The sequence below is a fragment of the Rhodococcus sp. G6(2025) genome, assembly GCF_058628105.1.
In genome coordinates this window covers 629,932-650,768 of record NZ_CP179750.1, presented here as the reverse complement: position 1 = coordinate 650,768, position 20,837 = coordinate 629,932, and the positions used below count along the sequence as shown (strand labels likewise).

The 20,837-nt window shown below is 67.5% G+C and carries 17 protein-coding genes and 1 pseudogene; 12 read left to right on the top strand and 6 right to left on the bottom strand.

Annotated features, from left to right (window positions below; all coding sequences use genetic code 11):
• Positions 1–175: 175 nt before the first annotated feature.
• The 3 genes from ACLIVD_RS03165 to ACLIVD_RS03155 all read left to right on the top strand — a co-directional run bounded on the left by ACLIVD_RS03165 (position 176) and on the right by ACLIVD_RS03155 (position 4,928).
• Positions 176–2,728, top strand: coding sequence for a winged helix-turn-helix domain-containing protein (locus tag ACLIVD_RS03165; RefSeq protein ID WP_491931933.1), 2,553 nt, complete (start codon positions 176–178; stop codon positions 2,726–2,728).
• 90 nt (positions 2,729–2,818) lie between these two features.
• Complete coding sequence (locus tag ACLIVD_RS03160) at positions 2,819–3,067, top strand: DUF8691 family protein (RefSeq protein ID WP_005253439.1); 249 nt, start codon at positions 2,819–2,821, stop codon at positions 3,065–3,067.
• A gap of 52 nt (positions 3,068–3,119) precedes the next feature.
• Positions 3,120–4,928: a serine/threonine-protein kinase PknD gene (locus tag ACLIVD_RS03155; RefSeq protein WP_491931932.1), complete on the top strand. Its 1,809-nt coding sequence runs from the start codon at positions 3,120–3,122 to the stop codon at positions 4,926–4,928.
• Positions 4,929–4,938: 10 nt separating this feature from the next.
• On the opposite strand, the gene ACLIVD_RS03150 is transcribed toward ACLIVD_RS03155, so the two are convergent.
• Positions 4,939–5,274, bottom strand: coding sequence for a WhiB family transcriptional regulator (locus ACLIVD_RS03150; protein ID WP_005253437.1), 336 nt, complete (start codon positions 5,272–5,274; stop codon positions 4,939–4,941).
• A complete protein-coding gene (locus tag ACLIVD_RS03145; RefSeq protein ID WP_477952566.1) occupies positions 5,259–6,263 on the bottom strand; it encodes an ROK family glucokinase in 1,005 nt (334 codons plus the stop codon). Before ACLIVD_RS03145 ends, ACLIVD_RS03150 begins: the two co-directional genes overlap by 16 nt.
• Before the next feature lie 229 nt (positions 6,264–6,492).
• Between ACLIVD_RS03145 and ACLIVD_RS03140 the strand changes: the two genes are divergently transcribed.
• Positions 6,493–7,575: an ABC transporter ATP-binding protein gene (locus tag ACLIVD_RS03140; protein ID WP_283332801.1), complete on the top strand. Its 1,083-nt coding sequence runs from the start codon at positions 6,493–6,495 to the stop codon at positions 7,573–7,575.
• A gap of 2 nt (positions 7,576–7,577) precedes the next feature.
• Here the strand turns inward: ACLIVD_RS03140 and ACLIVD_RS03135 are convergent, their stop codons facing one another.
• Positions 7,578–8,594 carry a LacI family DNA-binding transcriptional regulator gene (locus tag ACLIVD_RS03135; RefSeq protein WP_283332800.1) on the bottom strand — a complete coding sequence of 339 codons (1,017 nt, stop codon included), beginning with the start codon at positions 8,592–8,594 and terminating at the stop codon, positions 7,578–7,580.
• 182 nt (positions 8,595–8,776) lie between these two features.
• Here ACLIVD_RS03135 and ACLIVD_RS03130 point away from each other — a divergent pair, with 182 nt between their 5' ends.
• Genes ACLIVD_RS03130 through ACLIVD_RS03115 form a run of 4 tightly spaced genes read left to right on the top strand, consistent with a single transcriptional unit; the run spans position 8,777 to position 13,665 of the window.
• Positions 8,777–10,462, top strand: coding sequence for a glycoside hydrolase family 13 protein (locus ACLIVD_RS03130; protein ID WP_491931931.1), 1,686 nt, complete (start codon positions 8,777–8,779; stop codon positions 10,460–10,462).
• Positions 10,459–11,724, top strand: a complete 1,266-nt coding sequence (locus ACLIVD_RS03125; RefSeq protein WP_491931930.1) for an ABC transporter substrate-binding protein — start codon at positions 10,459–10,461, stop codon at positions 11,722–11,724. The genes ACLIVD_RS03130 and ACLIVD_RS03125 overlap by 4 nt, the downstream gene beginning before the upstream one ends.
• Positions 11,725–11,736: 12 nt before the next feature.
• The gene (locus ACLIVD_RS03120; protein ID WP_491931929.1) at positions 11,737–12,774 is read left to right on the top strand and encodes a carbohydrate ABC transporter permease; all 1,038 of its coding nucleotides are present in this window, start codon (positions 11,737–11,739) and stop codon (positions 12,772–12,774) included.
• A gap of 3 nt (positions 12,775–12,777) precedes the next feature.
• On the top strand, positions 12,778–13,665 hold the full coding sequence (locus ACLIVD_RS03115) for a carbohydrate ABC transporter permease (RefSeq protein WP_005562109.1): 888 nt from the start codon (positions 12,778–12,780) through the stop codon (positions 13,663–13,665).
• A gap of 56 nt (positions 13,666–13,721) precedes the next feature.
• On the opposite strand, the gene ACLIVD_RS03110 is transcribed toward ACLIVD_RS03115, so the two are convergent.
• The gene (locus ACLIVD_RS03110; protein ID WP_283332855.1) at positions 13,722–14,678 is read right to left on the bottom strand and encodes an AraC family transcriptional regulator; all 957 of its coding nucleotides are present in this window, start codon (positions 14,676–14,678) and stop codon (positions 13,722–13,724) included.
• A 192-nt stretch (positions 14,679–14,870) separates the two neighbouring features.
• Here ACLIVD_RS03110 and ACLIVD_RS03105 point away from each other — a divergent pair, with 192 nt between their 5' ends.
• From ACLIVD_RS03105 to ACLIVD_RS03095, 3 genes and pseudogenes are all read left to right on the top strand, one after another.
• Positions 14,871–16,331: a flavin-containing monooxygenase gene (locus tag ACLIVD_RS03105; protein WP_491931928.1), complete on the top strand. Its 1,461-nt coding sequence runs from the start codon at positions 14,871–14,873 to the stop codon at positions 16,329–16,331.
• Positions 16,328–17,258: pseudogene (locus ACLIVD_RS03100) on the top strand (alpha/beta hydrolase). Before ACLIVD_RS03105 ends, ACLIVD_RS03100 begins: the two are co-directional and overlap by 4 nt.
• Positions 17,255–18,085, top strand: a complete 831-nt coding sequence (locus tag ACLIVD_RS03095) for an SDR family NAD(P)-dependent oxidoreductase (protein WP_283332791.1) — start codon at positions 17,255–17,257, stop codon at positions 18,083–18,085. Before ACLIVD_RS03100 ends, ACLIVD_RS03095 begins: the two are co-directional and overlap by 4 nt.
• An 18-nt stretch (positions 18,086–18,103) precedes the next feature.
• Here ACLIVD_RS03095 and ACLIVD_RS03090 read toward each other — a convergent pair whose 3' ends face one another.
• Both ACLIVD_RS03090 and ACLIVD_RS03085 read right to left on the bottom strand, forming a co-directional pair.
• Positions 18,104–18,433 carry an SHOCT domain-containing protein gene (locus tag ACLIVD_RS03090; protein ID WP_317570831.1) on the bottom strand — a complete coding sequence of 110 codons (330 nt, stop codon included), beginning with the start codon at positions 18,431–18,433 and terminating at the stop codon, positions 18,104–18,106.
• A 16-nt stretch (positions 18,434–18,449) separates the two neighbouring features.
• Entirely contained in the window at positions 18,450–18,899 is a 450-nt protein-coding gene (locus tag ACLIVD_RS03085; RefSeq protein WP_283332789.1) for a DUF6325 family protein, read from the bottom strand.
• Between the two features lie 264 nt (positions 18,900–19,163).
• Between ACLIVD_RS03085 and ACLIVD_RS03080 the strand changes: the two genes are divergently transcribed.
• Complete coding sequence (locus tag ACLIVD_RS03080) at positions 19,164–20,810, top strand: MFS transporter (protein ID WP_283332788.1); 1,647 nt, start codon at positions 19,164–19,166, stop codon at positions 20,808–20,810.
• The last annotated feature ends 27 nt before the right edge of the window (positions 20,811–20,837 follow it).

Genomic DNA, 20,837 nt, shown 5'->3' with positions numbered 1-20,837 from the left:
AAATCGTCCCACCGGCCCACTGCGTCGGGGATTGGCGTTTGTCGAAGATCGTTTCTCGGTGCAGCGAGAATTGGGGGTCGGCGTGACGGCAGCACCTCTCGGCGAATTTCATCTGAGCACTCGAATACCTACGAGTGCAGGGGGTCGGACGGTTACCCGGACCCGCTTGCACACCATGCTCACCGAAGCGCTCACCGACGACGCCCATCCCTGCCCGGTGGCGCTCGTCTGCGCACCGGCCGGGTCGGGAAAGACGCGGGCCGTGGCCGACTGGGCGCGGGAACTGCTCGCCGCGGGCGACGCTCCGACCATTGCGTGGCTCACGATCGAGGAGCGGCACAACGACCTCGACGTCGTCCACCGGGCGATCCTCCGCTCACTCACCGACACCGGGAATCCTCGCGTGCAGAAAGCATGCGCCGGGCTCGATTCCGAGGCATCGGACCTCGGCGCGCAGTTGTCGGCCGCGTTGCACGAACTCGGCGAGAACATCTGGATGGTCATCGACGACGCCCACCTCCTCCGCGACACCGACGTACTCACCGACCTCGAGTCGTTCATGCGCTGGCAACCTCCGATGCTGCGAACGGTCATCATCGGACGGTTCGAGCCGCCGCTGGCATTGCAGCGACTTCGCCTGGACGGCAAGCTGTTCACGCTCTCGGCCAAGAATCTCGCCTTCACGTCCGACGAGGCGGCCGAGATGCTCGACGAACACGACGTCGTGCTGAGCGCGGACGATCTCGACGCGCTGATGGATCGCACGGAAGGCTGGGCTGCCGGAATTCGTTTGGCGGGAATGTCTTTGGAAGGACATCCGGATCCGAGCCGGTTGATCGCCGAGTTCACGGGCGACCGCCGGGCGGTCGCCGATTATCTCATCGAAGAGGTCCTCGCCGGCCAGACCGACGAGATGCGCGAGTTCCTCCTGCGCACGTCCGTACCGGCCTCGTTCACAGTCGAACTCGCGGAGAAGCTCACAGGCTGCACGGATGCGCACGGCAACATCGACTGGCTCGAACACCACAATTTTCTGATCAGCCGAATCACGGACAGCCCCACGCACTATCGTTACCATCCGCTGCTGCGGAGCTATCTGCGAGCGGAGATCAGCCGGATCGGGCACGTCGAAGTCGAGCATCTCGAATTGACGGCCGCCCACTGGCACGACGAATTCGGGGACGCGCTGCTCGCACTCGAACACGCGGTGAACTCCGGTGATCACGACGAGATCGTGGCGCTGCTCGCCCGGACTTCGCTGGCCCTGATCGTCGGAGGTCATGGAGAGGCCGTCGACCGGCTCCTCACCCGGGCACCCCGATCTTCGCAGGACCACCCGTCGGCGCGGCTCATCCGCGCCGCCGCGGCGCTCGCATCGGGCAACATCCCGGTGGCCACGTCCACCCTCGAGCTTCTCGACCGCAGGCGGTCGGGGTTGCTGGTGGACGGTGCCGCCGAGTCCCGGTTACACCTGCTGCTCCGCGAATCGCTCCGAGTGCAGACAGCGATCGGCACCGGCGACATCGAGACCGCCCTGAACCGGCTGCGCAGCGTGGGTGTCGGATCGAGCGGCGATCCCGACCTCGACGCGTTCGTCCTGCTCCAGGAAGGGCGCGCGCTGCTGTTCCTCGGGCGGAACGACGAGTCGGAGGTCGTGCTCGGGAAGTCACTGGCCCACGCTCGACTCGGCGATGCGCCGCTGGGCGTCATGTACTGCCTGGGAACTCTCGGCGGCGTCGCGATGTCGCGGGGAGACGTGGTGCGGGCGTCCGCACTGGCCGACGAGGCACTGGCGATCGGCCGGACCCATTCCGCAACGGGCGATCCGACATTCCAGCTGGCGAAGCTCATCGACTCCTGGTGCCGCTACATTCGGATGGACCCCGATGCCGCACGTCTCGCCGCCGAGTCCGCCGAGGCGCTGCGTCGCGCAAATACCGAAACGGCGGGTTTCGCCGACGGCGCCGCCACCCTGTTCGGTCTCGACGAGACCGGAAACCGGCACAGTTCGGTGACGACGCTGCACGCGGAGAGCCCCGTGTCGTCCTCGTTGCCGGTTCCGCCCGGCATCCGGGCGGTGTTGCTGCCTGCCATCCAGTACGCCTATCTGTTCGCCGGCGAGACGGGGTGGGCGCACGAGCTGGCGTCCGAGACGCATGCCCTCCTCGGACCCACCGGCGACACAGCCGTCGTCGAGGCGATCGTCCATCTGCACCTCCATCGCCTCGACCTGGCACGTAAGACACTCCAACCCGTCCTGGACGGTGAACTGGAGTGCGCGGCGGGAACCAACCTGATCGCGGCATGGCTCGTCGACGCGTCGATCGCGCTTGCCCGCAAACATGATTCACGAGCCCACAGCGCGCTCACCGAGGCGTTGCGTCTCGCCGAACCGCAGTCGGCGTTGCGCCCGTTCCACGACTGCGGACCGCAGATCCGGGAACTACTCGTGCGGAGCACTGGCCGGTTCGGTGTCCTCGAACCCTTCGCGGAGAGGCTCCGAGCGTCGTTCCCGCGGTCGGAGAGTGCTGCGTCCGACATGTTGACTCCCCGCGAACTGGAACTCCTCGTGGAACTTCCGTCGTGGCGGACCGCCGAGCAGATCGCCGCAGATCTGTGCGTGTCGGTGAACACCGTGAAGACCCACCTGCGCGGGATCTACCGCAAGCTCGGCGTCACCTCCCGCCGCGACGCCATCGCCGCCGCGCAACACAACGGCTTGCTCTGAGCCGGTTCACCACTTGCGGGTGAGGCGCGTTGCCGTTTCGTCGGTCACCCTGAAATCTACGGCTGACCGAGTTCTGGAACGACGATGCGAATGAAGGAGCCCGCCGTGGTGCGTCCTGAATCGAACTGGCCCGGCAAGGTCAGGTACGCCTTCCTGATCAGCGGCGCCCTGTCCGATCGGGTGCTGGCCGCGTTCCCCGAGTTGGACGTCTCGGACGTCACGACCGGCGACACCACGCTCTACGGCCCGGTCGACAGCCCGACAGATCTCCGGGGCATGCTGGCACGCTTCGACGCGCTGGGACTGACCGTCATCGAGATGCGGCGGCTACCGGACTGACCCGGCGTCGGGGTTCAATGGATGGAGGGCCCAGGGAGGCGGTGAAGCCGATGTGAGCGGCGAGTTCGAACCGGGCACGGTGTTTGCCGGCTACGTGATCGAACGGGTTCTGGGACGAGGCGGCATGGGTACCGTCTACCTCGCCCAGCATCCCAACCTGCCGCGCAAGATCGCCCTCAAACTGCTCGACACGTCGTGGACGAACGACGACTACGTCCGGTCACGCTTCGAATCGGAAGCAGACCACGCCGCGCATCTCGATCATCCCAACATCGTCACCGTCCACGACCGCGGCCGCGAAGGCGGCAGGTTGTGGATCGCGATGCAGTACGTTCCCGGCAGCGACGCCAGGAAAGCGCTCGGCTCCGGCGCCCTGGACGTCGAACGCGCCGTGCACATCGTCAGCGAGACAGGGAAGGCACTCGACCACGCCCACGAGGCCGGGATTCTGCACCGCGACGTGAAGCCGGCGAACATCCTGCTCGCGCCGGGCGACCCCGAACGGGTCCTGCTCACCGATTTCGGCACCGCCAAGGCCCTGGACGAAACACATCAGCTGACCCGCACCGGGATGTTGGTGGCGACCCTGCACTACGCCGCGCCCGAGCAGATCGAGGGCGAGAAACTCGACCATCGCGTCGACATCTACGCGTTGGGCTGCACCTTCTTCCACCTGCTCACCAACGAACCGCCGTACCCCGGCAACACCGCGTCCTCGGTGATGCACGGCCATCTGAACGGACCGATTCCCCAGCCGAGCGTGGTGCGCCCCGGGCTGCCCACCGGTGTCGATGCGGTCGTCGCGCGCGCCATGGCCAAGAACCGCGAAGATCGCTACTCGACCTGTCGTGAGTTCAGCGACGCCATCCGCGCGATCGAGTGGACCGGGCCCGGCCACGTGACCCGGCCTGCTGCCCTGGCCGACCCCGCCGCGACCACCCGCGCGAGCGGCCCGGACGTGACCCGCCCCGACACCGAGCCGGGTGCGGCGCCCACGAAACCGGCAACGGTCGGGGGGCGGCGGACGCGCCGGGTGCTCGCCGCGCTGCTGGCCGGCGTCCTCGTCCTCGTCGTCGCGGCCGTCGCCTATGTCGCCTGGCCGGGAGAGGAGTCGACGAGCGCACAGGTCGAGCTCCCGCTGACCGGTCTACAGGGTCCGGCCGGGCTCACGGTCTCGGGCACCGGAGACCTGTACATCGCCGACAGCGCGGCCAAACAGGTCCTGAAAGTGAGCGCCGGGACGTACGAGCAGACAGTTCTTCCCTTCACGGGACTCGAGGTTCCGCAGGGAGTCGCGGTTAGTGCGTCCGGCGACGTGTACGTCTCCGATCTGGTGACCAACACCGTGACGATGCTGCACGGCAGCACCCAGGTGCCAATGCCGTTCGCCGGTCTCGACCAGCCGTTCGGAATTGCACTCGGGCCGGACGCCACGCTGTATGTCGCCGATACCCTGAACAATCGGGTGATGTCGCTGCACGACGTCACCGCGGCTCCCGTCGCGGTGCCGCTGACGGTGATCGGCCCGTTCGCCGTCGCCGTCAGTGAACACGGGGATCTCTACGTCGGCACGCCCAACAAGGTTCTCGCGTGGAACGCCGCCACCCATGCCCAGAGCTATCTGCCGTTCACCGACCTCCAGAGCGTCGGTGGTGTCGCGGTCGACGACGAGGGAACCGTGTACGCCATCGATCAGAACCACAATCGCGTTCTGCGGCTGGCCGCTGGTTCGGACGAGCAGGAGGTTCTCCCGTTCTCCGGGCTGGACCAGCCGGAGGGGATCGCCGTGTCGAGCCGAGGCGACGTGTACGTCGCGGACACCGACAACAGCAGAGTGGTCATGCTGCCCGCCGGAAGCTGACCGCTCGCCCTCAGGCCTGGCGCGCCAGATCGAAGCCGAAGGATTCCGCGACGGCCTCGTCCACCCGGCCGTGGTGATTGGCGAGCAGTTCTTCACGCTCGTTCGCGGAGAGTCCACCCCAGATGCCGTACGGCTCACCGACACTGAGCGCATGCTCCCGGCACTGCACCAGCACGGGGCATCCGCGGCAGATCATCTTGGCGCGGAAGTCCCGCATCTCGCGAGCCCGGCCACGTTCGCGGTCGGGGTGGAAGAACGTGGACGACTCATAGCCGCGGCACGCGGCGTCCCTCTGCCAGTCCCACACCTCGGCGACCGGAATGGGAAGACTCAACCGATTGGACATTGCACTCCTCCAGATACTCGTGAGCCGTTGTGTGCGAGCCCGAGAACTCGTTCCCGGGCCAGATCGGCGGCGCCGACGATGCCGACGTTCGCGCCGAGTTCAGCCAGTCGCACCTCGGCGACCGGTCGGTGTGCGCGTCCGGTGAGACGGTTCTCGAACGCGGCGGCGGCGGGACCGCGCAGCAGTTCGCCCGCCTCGCACACTCCCCCGCCGATGATGAACAGGTCGGGGTCGAAGAACGCCGCGATGTCCGCCATGCCGTGCCCCAGCCAGGAACCGATCACCCGGAAACACTCGAGCGCGGCGGCGTCACCCTCCTGCGCGGCCGCGGTGATGTGCAGGCCCGTGATGGCGTCCGCCCGTCCGCCGGCGCGGGTCAGGAGGTCGGCGGCGAAACCGGGCGAGACGTTCGCCAGATCCTGCGCTTCGCGGACGAGCGCCCGCCCACTGGCGTAACGCTCCCAGCAGCCGTGGTTGCCGCAACCGCATCGGCGACCGTGCGGTTCGACGTTGAGATGCCCGAATTCCGCGGCCACACCGAACTTGCCGCGATGGAGCACGCCGTCGACGACGATGCCGCCGCCGATCCCGGTTCCGACCGTGAGCACGACGACGGTCTGCCCCGTCCGCCCGGCCCCGAAACGCGCCTCGCCCCATGCCGCGGCGTTGGCGTCGTTCTCGACCACCGTCGGCAGTCCGCACGCCGCTTCGACCACCTCACCGAGAGGCTCGTTGCGCCAGGCCAGATTCGGGGCGAAGAGCACGGTGCTCAGGTCCGCGGCGACGAAGCCGGCCGCGCCGATGCCGACCGCCTGCACCGGGTGGGTGTCCGCCAGTTCGCGGACGAGTTCGGCGATGACGTTCTCGACACGGCGCGCATCGTGGGACGGGGTGTCACGACGCACCATCCGGTGGATGACTCCTTCGGTGTCGACCACGCCGGCTGCGATCTTCGTGCCACCCACGTCGATGCCAATTGTCAGAGCCATGTCTCGTGTCCTCTTCAAATCTGCGAGTGAGGGGTGTCACGCTGACAGTAGAGGACCTTTGGATTTTCATCAATACACACTTCCGTCTTTTCGAGAACAAAGCCTGCTCGCCTCCAAGTGGACAAGCACTGTGATCTAGGCCATAGTTCTTCCTCGTCGGTACCTGCCGACACACCCCTAACACTCGGATCGTCCGGCACGTTCCTGCCGGTGGAGGGATTCATTTCTCATGGCAACAATCACGTACGACCGCGCGACCAGGCTCTTTCCCGGCTCGGACGTCCCCGCGGTCGATCAACTCGACCTGCACATCGAGGACGGCGAGTTCCTCGTCCTCGTCGGCCCGTCCGGCTGCGGCAAATCCACCTCGCTGCGAATGCTCGCCGGACTCGAGGACGTCGACGGCGGGCAGATCCTGATCGGCGGCCGCGACGTCACGCATTCCGAACCCAAGGACCGCGACATCGCGATGGTCTTCCAGAACTACGCGCTGTATCCCCACATGACCGTCGCGGAGAACATGGGCTTCGCCCTCAAACTCGCGGGTACCGACAAGTCCGAAATCCGCAGGCGCGTGGGGGAAGCCGCCGACATGCTCGACCTCGGCGCCTACCTGGACCGCAAACCCAAGGCCCTCTCCGGCGGCCAGCGACAGCGGGTGGCGATGGGCCGCGCCATCGTCCGGCAACCCCAGGTATTCCTGATGGACGAGCCGCTGTCGAACCTCGACGCGAAACTCCGGGTGCAGACCCGCACCCAGATCGCCCAACTCCAGCGCCGACTCGGCACCACCACCGTCTACGTCACCCACGACCAGGTCGAGGCCATGACGATGGGCGACCGGGTCGCCGTCCTCAAGGGCGGCGTGCTGCAGCAGTGCGCGTCCCCCCGCGAGCTCTACCGCCGGCCCGCGAACGTCTTCGTCGCGGGATTCATGGGTTCACCGTCGATGAACCTGTTCACCGTGCCCGTCACCGACGGCGGGGTGCAGATCGGCGACCAGCTGGTTCCCGTTCCCCGCGACGCCCTCACCGCGGCGGGCGGGCGTGAGGTGATCTTCGGGATCCGGCCCGAGCATGTCGAGATCGCCGACTCCGGCGGACTGAAACTCGAGATCGACGTCGTCGAGGAACTCGGCTCCGAGGCATTCGTGTTCGGCCGCACCACGGTCAACGGCCGGGTCGAGAGCCTGGTCGCACGGGTCGACTGGCGGAACCCACCCGAAAAGGGCCAGGTCGTGCACGTCCGCGTCGACGAGGCACACGCGCACCTCTTCGCCACCGACGCGGCGGGCGAGCGTCTCGTGCGCTGACGTCAGAGTTCCGGAGGGCGGGCGGTCGAGCCCCGAACCACCAGGTGGGTCGGGAGCACGACCGCCCGTTCCGCAGGTTCCCGTCCGCTGAGTAGTTCCACGACCACCCGGCCGGCCGCCGCGCCCTGTTCCCCGACCGGCTGCCGCACCGTGGTCAGGTCTGCCAGCTCGGCCGTCGGGTGATCGTCGATCCCGATCACCGACATCCCGGCCGGAACGGGAACCCCCGCACGTCGCAGCGTGCGCAACGCTCCGACGGCGACCTCGTCGGAATGGCAGAACACTGCGGTGGGCACCTCGGCACGGCTGAGCAGCAGTTCCATGCCGCGCTCACCGCCCTCGATTCCCCAGGGAACTGTCGCCGTGCAGTCGTCGTCGAGTCCGGCGTCGGCGAGAGCGGCATGGAACCCCGCCACCCGGGCGATGTCGCCCTCCCAGTACTGACCCTCCGGGTCCACGGTGCGGATCATTCCGATCCGGGTGTGGCCGATCCTGATCAGGTGCCCGACGGCCTGACGCGCGGCCAGCTCGTCGTCGATCCGGACGGACGGGAACTCGCCGGCGTGCGCGCCGATGACGACCACGGTCACATCCATCTCCTCGAGCCGCGCCCGCTCCGGCCCGGTGAGAGGAAACGCCACGGCGATGACGGCATCGACCTTGCGGCGCAAGGGAAGCCGTTCGAAGAACGATTCGCGCTGGGACGACTCCTCGAGGCAGTACAGCAACACGTCCAGGTCCGCGGCGCGGAGTTCGTGTTCGATGCCGGCGAGAATCCGCGAGTAGAACCAGGCGTCGATCCACGGCACCACGACGGCCACCCGGCCCGTCGCGCCACCCGACAGCTTCGACGCCTCGGGTGAGATGACGTACGCCAACTCGTCGGCGGCCCTCTGAATTCGCAATCGGGTCGCCTCGGAGACGCCGCGTTCGCCGCGCAACGCGCGCGAGACGGTGGCGATCGAGACGCCGGTGCGGCGCGCGACGTCGGCCATGTTGACGGACTGCTTGGGGATCACGTTCCCACAGTAAGCGAGCAACGCAAATATTTGCGTTGAATCCTCACAGAATCCGTGGCGCTGAAGTGCGCAAAAGAAATCTCACTGCTCGAGTTGACAGGCCCCTGTGACGTGCCTCACGCTCTTTACGCAAACGTTTACGCATCACATTCCCCCATCCCATCCCCCACCGAGGAGATTCGATGACCCAGTCCGTGGAGTCGACCGCAACCACCGTCGCGAGCCGGCACCCAGAAGCCTGGTGGAAGACGGCCGTCGTCTACCAGGTCTACATCCGCAGCTTCGCCGACGGGAACGGCGACGGCATCGGCGACCTCACCGGCTTGCGTTCCAAGCTGCCCTACCTCGCCGACCTCGGCGTCGACGCCGTGTGGATCAATCCCTGGTACCCGTCGCCGATGGCGGACGCCGGCTACGACGTGGCCGATTTCCGTGACATCGAGCCGTCGTACGGCACGCTCGCGGAGGGGGAGGCGTTCATCGCCGAGGCCCACGAGCTGGGGATCCGCGTGATCCTCGACATCGTGCCCAACCACACCTCCAGCGAGCACCGCTGGTTCGAGGCCGCCCTCCGCGACGAGCCCGGGGCACGCGACCGGTACATCTTCCGCCCGGGCCGCGGTCCGGCGGGCGCCGAGCCGCCCAACGACTGGCAGAGCGCATTCGGCGGTCCCGCATGGAGCCGCCTGGACACCGGCGAGTGGTACCTGCACCTGTTCGCTCCCGCCCAGCCCGACCTCAACTGGGAGCACCCCGAGGTCCGGGCGGAGTTCGAGGACATCCTGCGCTTCTGGTTCGACAAGGGCGTCGACGGCTTCCGGATCGACGTCGCCCACGGCCTGGCCAAGGATCCCGCACTCCCCGATGCCGGTGAGCGCCTTCCCGGTTCGCAGCACACCGACCCCCACCCCGCGTGGGATCAGGATGCCGTCCACGAGGTGTACCGGGGCTGGCGGGCCGTCGCCAACACCTACGCCGACCGCGTCTTCGTCGCCGAGGCCTGGGTGCCCGGCAACGACCGCCTGGCCCGGTACCTGCGGCCCGACGAGCTGCACACCGCGTTCCAGTTCGACTTCCTGCGCGCCCCGTGGCGTTCTGTGAGCATCCGCGCCGTGATCGACGACGCGCTCGAGCAGGCGGCCACCGTCGGCGCACCCGCCACGTGGGTGCTCTCCAACCACGACGTTCCCCGCACCGTCACCCGCTACTCGCGCTCACAGCCCGACCACCTGGTCGAAACCGACTGGGAGCGGGCCCGCTGGGCGCTCGAGGAACCGAACCACGAACTGGGTCGGCGTCGTGCCCGCGCGGCCGCGCTGCTGCAGCTGGCGTTGCCGGGCACCGCATACATCTACCAGGGCGAGGAACTCGGACTGGAAGAGGTCGAGGACCTTCCCGACGAGGTCCGGCAGGATCCGACGTGGTTCCAGACCGGTTTCACCGACCGCGGCCGGGACGGCTGCCGAGTTCCGATCCCGTGGTCGAACGACGCAGTGCCGTACGGCTTCTCCCCGTTCGACGCGGAGGAGGACACGTGGCTTCCGCAGCCGGGGCACTGGGCCCCGCACACCGCGGAAGCGCAGGCCGGCCACCCCGAGTCGTTCCTCACGCTGTACCGCGAGGCGCTCGAACTGCGACGAGAATTCTTCGACACCCCGCATGCCGTCGAGTGGCTCGACACTCCCCGCGACGTGCTCGCGTTCGCCCGCGGCGCAGTGCAGTGCTGGGTGAACACCGGCGCCGAACCGATCACACTGCCCGAAGGACTGACCGTCGTACTCGGTTCGGTCGCCGACATCACCGGCGGAGTTCTCCCGTCCGACGCCGCGGTGTGGCTGTCGGAACCGGGCGCGGGTGAATCACGATGAAGCGCGTCGCCGCCTGCGCGGTGGCCGTCGGCGTCCTGTTCGCGGCGACGTCCTGCGCCGATCAGGGCCTCGACGCCGCCGCGCAGGCGGAGAAGGAGAACCTCGACGGCCGCGGACCCATCACCTACGTGCAGGGCAAGGACAACTCGAACGTCATCCGGCCGCTGATCGACGAGTGGAACGCCACCCATCCCGGGGAGAAGGTGACGTTCAAGGAACAGTCCGACCAGGCAGACCAGCAGCACGAGGACCTGGTGCAGCACTTCCAGTCCCGCGACTCCGGGTACGACGTCGCCGTCGTCGACGTCGTGTGGACCGCCGAATTCGCGGCCCGCGGATGGCTGCAACCGCTCGAGGGCCCGATGGCGATCGACACGTCCGGGCTGCTCCCCGCGACGGTCGCGGGGGCCACGTACGGGGACGTCCTGTACGCGGCCCCGCAGACCAGTGACGGCGCCCTGCTCTACTACCGCACCGACCTGGTGGATCATCCGCCTGCCACCTGGGACGAACTCCTCGGCGCGTGCGGGACGGCACAGCACGCCGGAATCGGCTGCTACGCCGGGCAGTACGCCAAGTACGAGGGGCTGACCGTCAACGCGTCCGAGGCCATCAACACCGCGGGCGGGTCGATCCTCGGACCGGACGGCGTGACCCCGACGATGACCACCCCGCAAGCCAAGGCGGGCCTCCAATCGCTCGTCGACGCCTACCGTTCGGGTGCCATCCCCCGCGAGTCCGTCACTTTCCAGGAGGAGCAGGCGCGGCAGGCGTTCCAGAGCGGCGACCTGCTGTTCATGCGCAACTGGCCGTACGCGTACAGCCTGATGGACGGTCAGGGCAGTTCCGCGGTGTCGGGCAAGTTCGCGGTGGCGCCGCTGCCGGGGAAGAGCGGACCCGGTCACTCGACACTCGGCGGGCACAGCGCCGCGATCAACGTGTACTCCGAGCACAAGGCGACCGCCTCGGACTTCCTGAAGTTCTTCCTGGAGAAGAAGTCACAGGCGTTCTTCCTGTCGCAGGGATCGCTCGCCCCCGTCCGCGCCGACGTCTACGACGACCCGGAACTGATCGAGCAGTACCCGTACCTCCCCACGTTGAAGACGTCGATCGAGAACGCCGTGACCCGGCCGGTCACCCCGTTCTATCCCGCGGTCACCCGGGCCGTGCAGAACAACGCCTACGCCGCGATCAAAGGCGAGAAGACGGTGGACCAGGCCGCCGCCGACATCCAGTCCGCGATCGCCGCGGCCGGGTCCTAGAGGAGACAGCCGATGACCGTTCACGAACTCTCACTCGAGAAGACGCCCGCTCCCCCACGTCGGGACGGCGTGAGATCCGGCGAACCGCAGGGCGCGCGACCGCGGAAGGGCCGCAGCAAGGCGGCGATGTTCCTGATCCTGCCGACCATGATCCTGCTGGGCATCGTCGTTCTGTACCCGGTGGTCAGCGCCATGGTGATGTCGCTGTTCAAGGACCCGACGATCGATCCCGCCACCGGCAAGTTCGTCGACCAGGGTTTCGCGGGTCTGTCGAATTACACGCACTGGCTCTTCCAGCGGTGCACCGACACGACCGGAGCGTCGGTGTCCTGCCCCGGCGGCACGCTGGGGTCGCTGTTCTGGCAGTCGATGTGGGTCACCGTGTTCTTCACCGTCGTCACCGTTGCCATCGAGGTCGCGCTGGGACTGTGGTTCGCCACCATCATGAACCGGGCGTTCCGCGGTCGGGCACTGCTGCGCACCAGCATCCTCGTGGCGTGGGCGATCCCGACCGCCGTCACCGCGAAGCTGTGGTACTTCGTCTTCGCCTACGACGGCATCGCCAACAAACTGCTCGGCACGGAGATCCTGTGGACCGGTGACACGTGGCCCGCCCGGTTCGCCGTCGTGATCGCCGACGCCTGGAAGACCACACCGTTCGTGGCGTTGCTGATCCTCGCCGGACTGCAGATGGTGCCCGCCGAGGTGTACGAGGCGGCGCGGATGGACGGCGCCAATGCGTGGCAACGGTTCCGGTCGATCACATTGCCCCTCATCAAGCCGGCCATTCTGGTGGCGGTCCTCTTCCGGGTGCTCGACGTCCTGCGGATCTACGACCTCCCGGCGATCCTCACCGGCGGCGGTGGCGGCGACGGCACCGCCACCACCACGCTGTCGATCCTGGTGATCGACCAGATGCGCCAAGGTTTCAACAGCGCGTCCGCCCTCTCCACGATCACGTTCCTGTTCATCTTCGCCGTCGCCTACGTACTGGTGAAGGTGATGGGCGTCAACGTGATCGACACCCAAGAGCAGCAGCGAAAGGCCTGATCCATGTCCACAGCAGTCGTCACACCGGGGATCCCCCGTGCCGCGGTGGCACGCCGGCGCCGGGCACCGTCGCTCGCCTCCATCCGCACCTACCTGGGCCTGGCGGTGATCGTCGTCTGGGGTCTGGCCCCGGTCTACTGGATGGTGGTCACCGCCTTCCGCCACTCCGACTACACGTTCGACACCACCCCGTGGCCCACCCACGTCACGCTGGAGAATTTCGCGAGCGTGTTCTCGACGGAGGCGGGCAACCACTTCGCCAGGGCACTCGTCAACAGCACGATCATCGGCGCCGTCACCACCGCGATCGGTCTGGTCGTCGGAGTCGGCACCGCGTACGCGCTGGCGCGACTGCAGTTCCGGGGAAAGCACGTCGTCCTCGGAATCATCCTGGCGGCGTCGATGTTCCCGGGTGTCGCCGTCCTGACACCGCTGTTCCAACTGTTCACGTCGATGGGCTGGTTCGGCACGTACCAGGCGCTGATCATCCCGAACATCTCGTTCGTGCTGCCCCTCACCATCTACACCCTCACCGCGTTCTTCAAGGAACTGCCGTGGGAACTCGAGGAGGCCGCCCGAATCGACGGGGCCAGCAGGCGGCAGGCCTTCCGAATGGTGTTGCTGCCCTTGGCCGCGCCGGGACTGTTCACCACCGCGATCCTCGCGTTCATCGCGTCGTGGAACGAATACCTGATCTCCAGTCAGCTGTCCAACGACGTGACCCAGCCGGCCACCGTCGCCATCGCACAATTCGCGGGCAGCAAGCCGCACGAGGAGCCGTTCACGTCCGTGATGGCAGCGGGAACGGTCGTGACCATCCCGCTCGTCATCATCGTGCTGCTGTTGCAGCGGCGCATCGTGTCCGGCCTCACCGCCGGCGGCGTCAAGTAGCCCGTGCGGCTCCGCCGCCCGTGAGTACTTATTAACCGCCCGCGGTTAATAAGTACTCACGGGTGCAGGTCGGCCCGGTACTGCCTCGGCGTCTTCCCGAACCACCGCCTGCAGGAACGGTTGAGGGTGCTCTGTTCGGTATAGCCGAGCAGTCCCGCGATCTGGCCGAGATGAAATCCCGGTTCGGCGAGGTATCTCGCCGCCTGGGCGCGACGTTCCCGTTCGATGAGGTCCTGGCATCGCACACCCTCCTCGGCCAGCCGCCGTTGCAGCGTGCGCGGATGCATCGACAGTTGGTCGGAGATGGCCTCAGCGCTGCAGTGGCCGGTGGGCAGCAGACGCCGGGCCAACTCGGCCACGCGTTCGGACAGCGCCGCGGTGCTCGGCAGGTAATGCGTTTCCAGGTATTTCGTGGCGATGCGCCGGGTCTCCGGATCTGCGCTGTCGATCCGCCGGTCCGCCAGGACTCGGGGCAGTTCGAACCCGCACCACGTCTGACCGAACAGGACGGGGCAGTCCAGCGCGCCGCGGTAGGCGGCGTCCGACCCGAGTTGGTCGTGCACGAACGAGATCAGCGAGGGACGCGCATCCGGGCCGCCGAGTAGCCGAAGGATGCGGACGCCGTTGGCCATCGCCAGCTCGTATCCCTGAGGCAGATAGGGCAGCGACGGTTCCGTCATCTCGTAGACGAACCGGACGTCGCCTGCGGTGCGCGGCTCAACGGTCAGCTTCAGGGCGGGCGAGTGCACGTAGAAGTAGCGAGCGATCGCCTCGAATGCGCCGTGCACGGTCTGGGCGTTCCGCGCGATCACGGCGACGGGCCCGAGGATGTCCAGGCCCTGCCAGTGCGAGAGCCGGAGCCCGAAGTCCGGGCAGCCCAGGTCGGCGGCGCCGGCCTCCAGCACGTGCACGACCGCCTCGAACGACACGAACGCGTCCTCCTCGTGCTCGACTCCCGGTGGAATGTGGAAGCGCGCGAGGGACGACTCCGGGTCGGCGCCCAGCTCCCGCATCAGGTCGCCGTACCCCCAGAGGTTCGTGGCCCGGATCAGACTTCCCACGGGGTCAACTCTCTCCTCTCGCCGGAAACGATGTCGGGAAATGCTAAAAGCATGTCCGAAAGTGTCAAGACCTGTGACGTGGCACACAGTCATTCTGTTTGTACCCCATCCTGCGAATCCAGCAGGCAGAAGCGCGAGGAAGCCATGAGCACGACACATTTCGACGTTCTGATCATCGGTGCCGGACTGTCCGGCATCGGAACGGCCTGCCAGGTGACGGCCGAGTTCCCCCACAAGAGCATCGCGGTGCTGGAGCGCCGCGAGCGGCTGGGCGGTACGTGGGACCTGTTCCGCTACCCCGGTATTCGTTCCGACTCCGACATGTTCACGTTCGGCTACAAGTTCCGGCCGTGGCGTGACTCGAAGGTGCTCGCGGACGGTGCGTCGATCCGCCGGTACATCGCGGACACCGCGCGGGAGTTCGGCATCGAGGACAAGATCCGCTACGGCCTGAAGATCGTCGGGGCGGACTGGTCGACAGCCGAGGAACGCTGGAAGGTGACCGCCCTGCACGAGGCGACCGGCGACATCCGCACCTACACCTGCGGGTATCTGGTCAGCTGCACCGGCTACTACGACTACGACGCCGGCCACCTGCCGGACTTCCCGGGCACGGACCGATTCCGGGGCCGGTGCGTCCACCCACAGCAGTGGCCGGAGGACCTCGACTACACCGGTAAGAAGGTCGTCGTGATCGGCAGCGGCGCCACCGCCGTCACGCTGGTCCCGTCGATGGCCGGCGATGCAGAGCACGTGACCATGCTGCAACGCTCGCCGTCGTACATCTTCTCGATCCCCGCCCTCGACAAGATCTCCGAGGTGCTGGGCCGATTCCTGCCCGCCGAGTGGGTGTATTCGTTCGGCCGCAAGCGCAACATCGCCCTCCAGCGCGGGCTGTACCTGGCGTGCCGACGGTGGCCGCGGCAAATGCGCCGATTCCTGCTCTGGCAGGTGCGACGACGCCTCGGCCCCGGATTCGACATGAGCCACTTCACGCCGAACTACATGCCGTGGGACGAGCGCCTCTGCGCGGTGCCGGACGCGGACCTCTTCACCGCGCTGTCGTCGGGAGACGCGTCGATCGTCACCGATCACATCGACACGTTCACCGAGAAGGGCATCCTGCTGAAGTCGGGCCTGGAATTGGAGGCGGACGTCGTCGTCACCGCCACCGGCCTGAAGATCCAGATGCTCGGCGGAATGGAACTCTCCGTGGACGGGCAGCCCCGTCCGCTGCACGGTCAGATGACCTACAAGGGCGTGCTCGTCGAGGGAATCCCCAACCTGGCATGGGTTTTCGGCTACACCAACGCGCCGTGGACCCTGAAGTCCGATATCGCGGGCGCCTACCTGTGCCGGCTCCTCCGGTACATGGACGAGGTCGGTCACACCGTCGCGACGCCCCGCGACGTCGAGAACTCCGCGATGGACATCGGCATGCTCGATCAGTTGCAGTCCGGGTACGTGCAGCGCGGTAAGGACGTCATGCCCCGCCAGGGGTCCGCGGAGCCGTGGAAGGTTCTCATGCACTACGAGAAGGACTCCACGATGCTCCTCGACGACCCTGTTCACGACGGAATTCTGCAGTTCGGCGCGCCGGCATGAGGAACGTCAGCCGAGGTGCCATCCGGGCCTGCCTGCGCAGCGCACGCCCCCTGTTCGCGTCCCACCGCGTGCCCGTCGGGGCGAAGCGCCTCATGGTCGAAATGGTGACGGCCGCCGCCCGCCCGCCTCGTGGCACCCGGGTTCGAGCGCGACACGGTCGCCGGCGTCCCCGTCGTGCGGGTGCGGCCGGCGCACACCACCGGGGGGACGCTGATCTACCTCCACGGTGGCGGATACGCCCTCGGAAGCGCGAAGGGGTACCGCGGCCTGGTCGCGCACCTCGCCGCAGCCGCCGGGACGACGGCGGTGATCCCCGACTACTCACGCTCGCCGGAATCCCGCTACCCGATTGCCCTCGAGGAAATGGTCGCGGTCTACTCCCGGCTACTCGACGACGGCCTCGACGCGGACACCACCGTCGTCGCGGGGGATTCCGCCGGCGGCGGACTGACGCTGGCGCTCGCGACGGCACTGCGTGACCGCGGCCTCCCCGCCCCGGCCGCACTCGGCCTGATCTGCCCGTGGGCCGACCTCGCGATCGACGTCGACCGGTCGCGACCGGTGCTGCGCGATCCCCTGATCCTGCCGTCCATGACGGCCGAATGGGCCCCGCGCTATGCCGGACAGCACGATCCGAGATCGCCCGGCATCTCCCCGGTGTACGGCGACATGACAGGTCTGCCGCCGATCGTCATGCACACGGCCGGCGACGATCCGATCTCCGTCGACGCGGAGAAGATCGAAGCAGCCGTCGCCGCTGCGGCGGGCGTCCTCCACCATCGCCGGTTCGACGACCTGTGGCACGACTTCCACCTCCAGGTCAGCCTCCTCGCCGAGGCACGCGAGGCGGTCACCGACCTCGGCGCGGCACTGCGCCGTCACATCCAGGAAATTCACCCCGACACAGCAAAGGTTGCATCCACATGAGCACGTTCGAAGGAAAAGTCGCCGTCGTCACCGGAGCAGGATCCGGCATCGGCCGGGCCCTCGCCCTCGATCTCGCGAAGAGGGGCGCAAGGCTCGCCCTCTCCGACGTCGATACCGTCGGACTCGCCGACACCGTCCGCCAGGCCAAGGCGCTGGGCGCGGAGGTCAGGTCCGACCGAATCGACGTCGCCGAACGGGAAGAGATGCTGGAATACGCAGACTCCGTCGTCGCAACGTTCGGCACGGTCCACCAGGTCTACAACAACGCCGGCATCGGCTACAACGGCAACGTCGAGAAGTCCAAGTTCAAGGACATCGAGCGGATCATCGACGTCGACTTCTGGGGCGTCGTCAACGGGACCAAAGCCTTTCTGCCACATCTGATCGCGTCCGGCGACGGGCACGTCGTCAACATCTCGAGCCTGTTCGGGCTGATCGCCGTGCCGGGCCAGAGCGCCTACAACGCCGCGAAATTCGCCGTGCGCGGCTTCACCGAGTCGCTGCGGCAGGAGATGCTGATCGCCAAGCACCCCGTCGAGGTGACCTGCGTGCATCCCGGAGGCATCAAGACCGCCGTGGCCCGCAACGCCACTGTCGCCGAGGACGAGGACGCACAGACCTTCGCGGACTTTTTCGACAAGCGGCTGGCCCTGCACTCGCCGGAGATGGCCGCGAAGTCGATCCTCGACGGAGTCCGCAAGGGGAAAGCCCGGGTGATCATCGGCTGGGAGGCGAAGGCCCTCGACGTGCTGGCCCGCGTCATCGGGTCGTCGTATCAGCGGGTGGTCGCCACCGGCTTCGCGACCTTCATGCCGTGGATGAAGTAGGCGACTGCCGGGGTCGTCCTAGGACGCCAGGATCTTCGCCTTCTCGGCGCTGAATTCGGCTTCGGTGAGCACACCTTGGGCTCTGAGTTCTCCGAGATCCTTCAGCGCGGCGATCCGGTCGACGCTGCCTCCGCCCGAGGAGGGGGTGGGGGCGGCCTGCGGCGGGGGTGCCTGGGAGTAGGCCGGGGCCTCGTTCTGCGGGGCTTGCGGTTGCTGCTGCGGTTGCTGCTGCGGTTGCTCTTTCGCCGCCCACCGCTGGCCCTGACGTCGAGACACTCGATTCGACACGGACGTCGCGGTTCCGGCGATGACGGCGGTGCGGGCGATCCCGCGGAGAAGTCCAGGCATGGTGTTGTCCTCGGTTTCAGCTTCTGGCTTCGAGAGCGTCGAGTGACGCCAGGATGCCCTGTACAGGGATGCGGCCCGACGCCACGAGTTGCGCTCCGCTGCGACGCAGGGCGGTTGCGAGCGGTGCGGCCCAAGTGTTCTCGTAGACCAGTACCGCAGCCGAAGCACCTGGCTCGAGTACGGATCCGGCGTCGGCGATGTCCGTCAGGTCGAGCAGGCCGGTCGAGGCCTCGGCGAAGAGCGACACATCTATATCGCCCACGAGTCCGACGTCGACGACGTCGATCGCCACGACGGAGCCGTCCGTTTCCTTGCGAAGGAAGACCAGGTCGAGCACTCGCACGGTGCCCTGCTCGACGAGTTCGCGGAGGATCGCCAGCGCTGATCCGTCCGGTCTTCGGTCGGCAGGGAACTCCACCACGAGATAATCGATGGGCCCGCTATCCTCCGGGTCGATATCGTTCACCGGAAAACCTCTCTTCGTACATGCCGAGGGGATCCGCGGATGTCACCCCGGATCAGGGCTCGGTCACAATAATCCGGGATCCCCCACGAGAATTCCGGCCATTCTCCGAGCATAATCCGGTTCGAGACCGTCTCACGAGCTTTCACCCTGTTCGGATGATTTTCGGGGCGTGCCTCCATGCGACGCTGAGACCGACCTTCCCCAGCGGCAGCTCACGGAAGTGTTCACCGGAGCGAGCCTCGAGATGCCCCAGGAAAGGCCGTCGTGAGTTCAGGCAAAGAGTCGGTCGCGGTCGCCGGGTCCGGTCTGGTGCTCACGGTGCTGGCGTCCAGCCAGTTTCTGATGACATTGGACAGTTCCGTGATGAACGTGTCCATGGCGACGGTCGCGTCGGATCTCGGGACCACGATCACCGGCATCCAGACGGCCATCACGTTGTACACGCTCGTCATGGCGACGCTGATGATCACCGGCGGCAAGATCGGCACCATCATCGGTCGGCGCAAGGCGTTCGCACTCGGCCTGATCGTCTACGGCGCGGGCTCGCTCACCACGGCGCTGTCCCCCAACCTGGCGGTGCTGCTGATCGGATGGTCCCTGTTGGAAGGGATCGGCGCCGCGCTGATCATGCCCGCGATCGTCGCCCTCGTCGCGGCGAACTTCGCGGCCGAAAGGCGTCCCGCCGCCTACGGTCTGGTGGCCGCGGCGGGTGCGATGGCAGTTGCCGCCGGACCCCTCATCGGCGGTGCGGTGACCACGTTCGCGTCGTGGCGGTATGTCTTCGCCGGCGAGGTGGTGATCGTCCTCCTCATCCTGCTGGTGCTCCGACGCATCAACGACGTTCCACCGGCGAAGGTGCGCCTCGACCTGGTCGGATCGGCGCTGTCGGTGGTGAGCCTCGGGATGATCGTGTTCGGCGTCCTCCGCTCGAGCGAGTGGGGCTGGGTGCAGGCCAAGCCCGGCGGCACCGCGATCGCGGGACTGTCGCCGGTCGTGTGGCTGGTGCTGGGTGGTCTCCTGGTGCTCTACGGGTTCCTGCGGTGGGAAGCCCATCTCGCCGACACCGGCGGCGAGCCGCTGATCGACCCCCGGCTGCTGCGGAACCGTCAACTCGCCGGCGGGCTCAGCATGTTCTTCGCCCAGTTCACCGTCCAAGCGGGCGTGTTCTTCACCGTCCCCCTGTTCCTGTCCGTGGTGCTCGAACTCGACGCGCTCCAGACCGGGATCCGGCTCATCCCGCTGTCCGTGGCACTGCTGCTGGCCGCTGCCGGGATCCCCAAACTCCGGCCCGAGGCCAACCCGCGCAGGGTGGTCCGGTTCGGTCTGGCGTCCATGATCGTCGGCATCCTGTTCCTCGTGGCCGGGATGGACCCCGGGGCCAACGCCGGCGTTGTGGCCGTTCCGATGCTGCTGATGGGGCTCGGACTCGGTGCACTGGCCTCCCAACTCGGCGCCGTCACGGTCTCGGCCGTCCCCGACTCGCAGAGCGCCGAGGTCGGCGGGCTGCAGAACACCGCCACCAACCTCGGCGCGTCCCTGGGGACGGCGCTCATCGGATCGGTGCTCATCGCGACCCTGAGCACCTCGATCGTCGCGGGGATCCAAGCCGATCCCGACGTTCCGCAGTCGGTCCAAGAGCGGGCGACCACCGAACTGGCGAGCGGTGTCCCGTTCCTCTCCGACACTCAACTGGCGGCGGCCCTGGAGGAGGCGTCGGTCCCCGACGCCACCGCCCAGGACATCCTCGACATCAATTCCGACGCGCGACTCGAGGCACTCCAGGTGGCGTACGCCGTCACCGCACTGCTCGCCATCGCGGCGTTGTTCTTCACCGGGCGGATCCCCCGCACCCCCGTCGGCTCCCCCGAACGAAAGGCTGCGCCCGACCCCACTGACCGCCGCAGTTCGTAGGACTTTGCCGCGTCGCCGTCCGGTGGC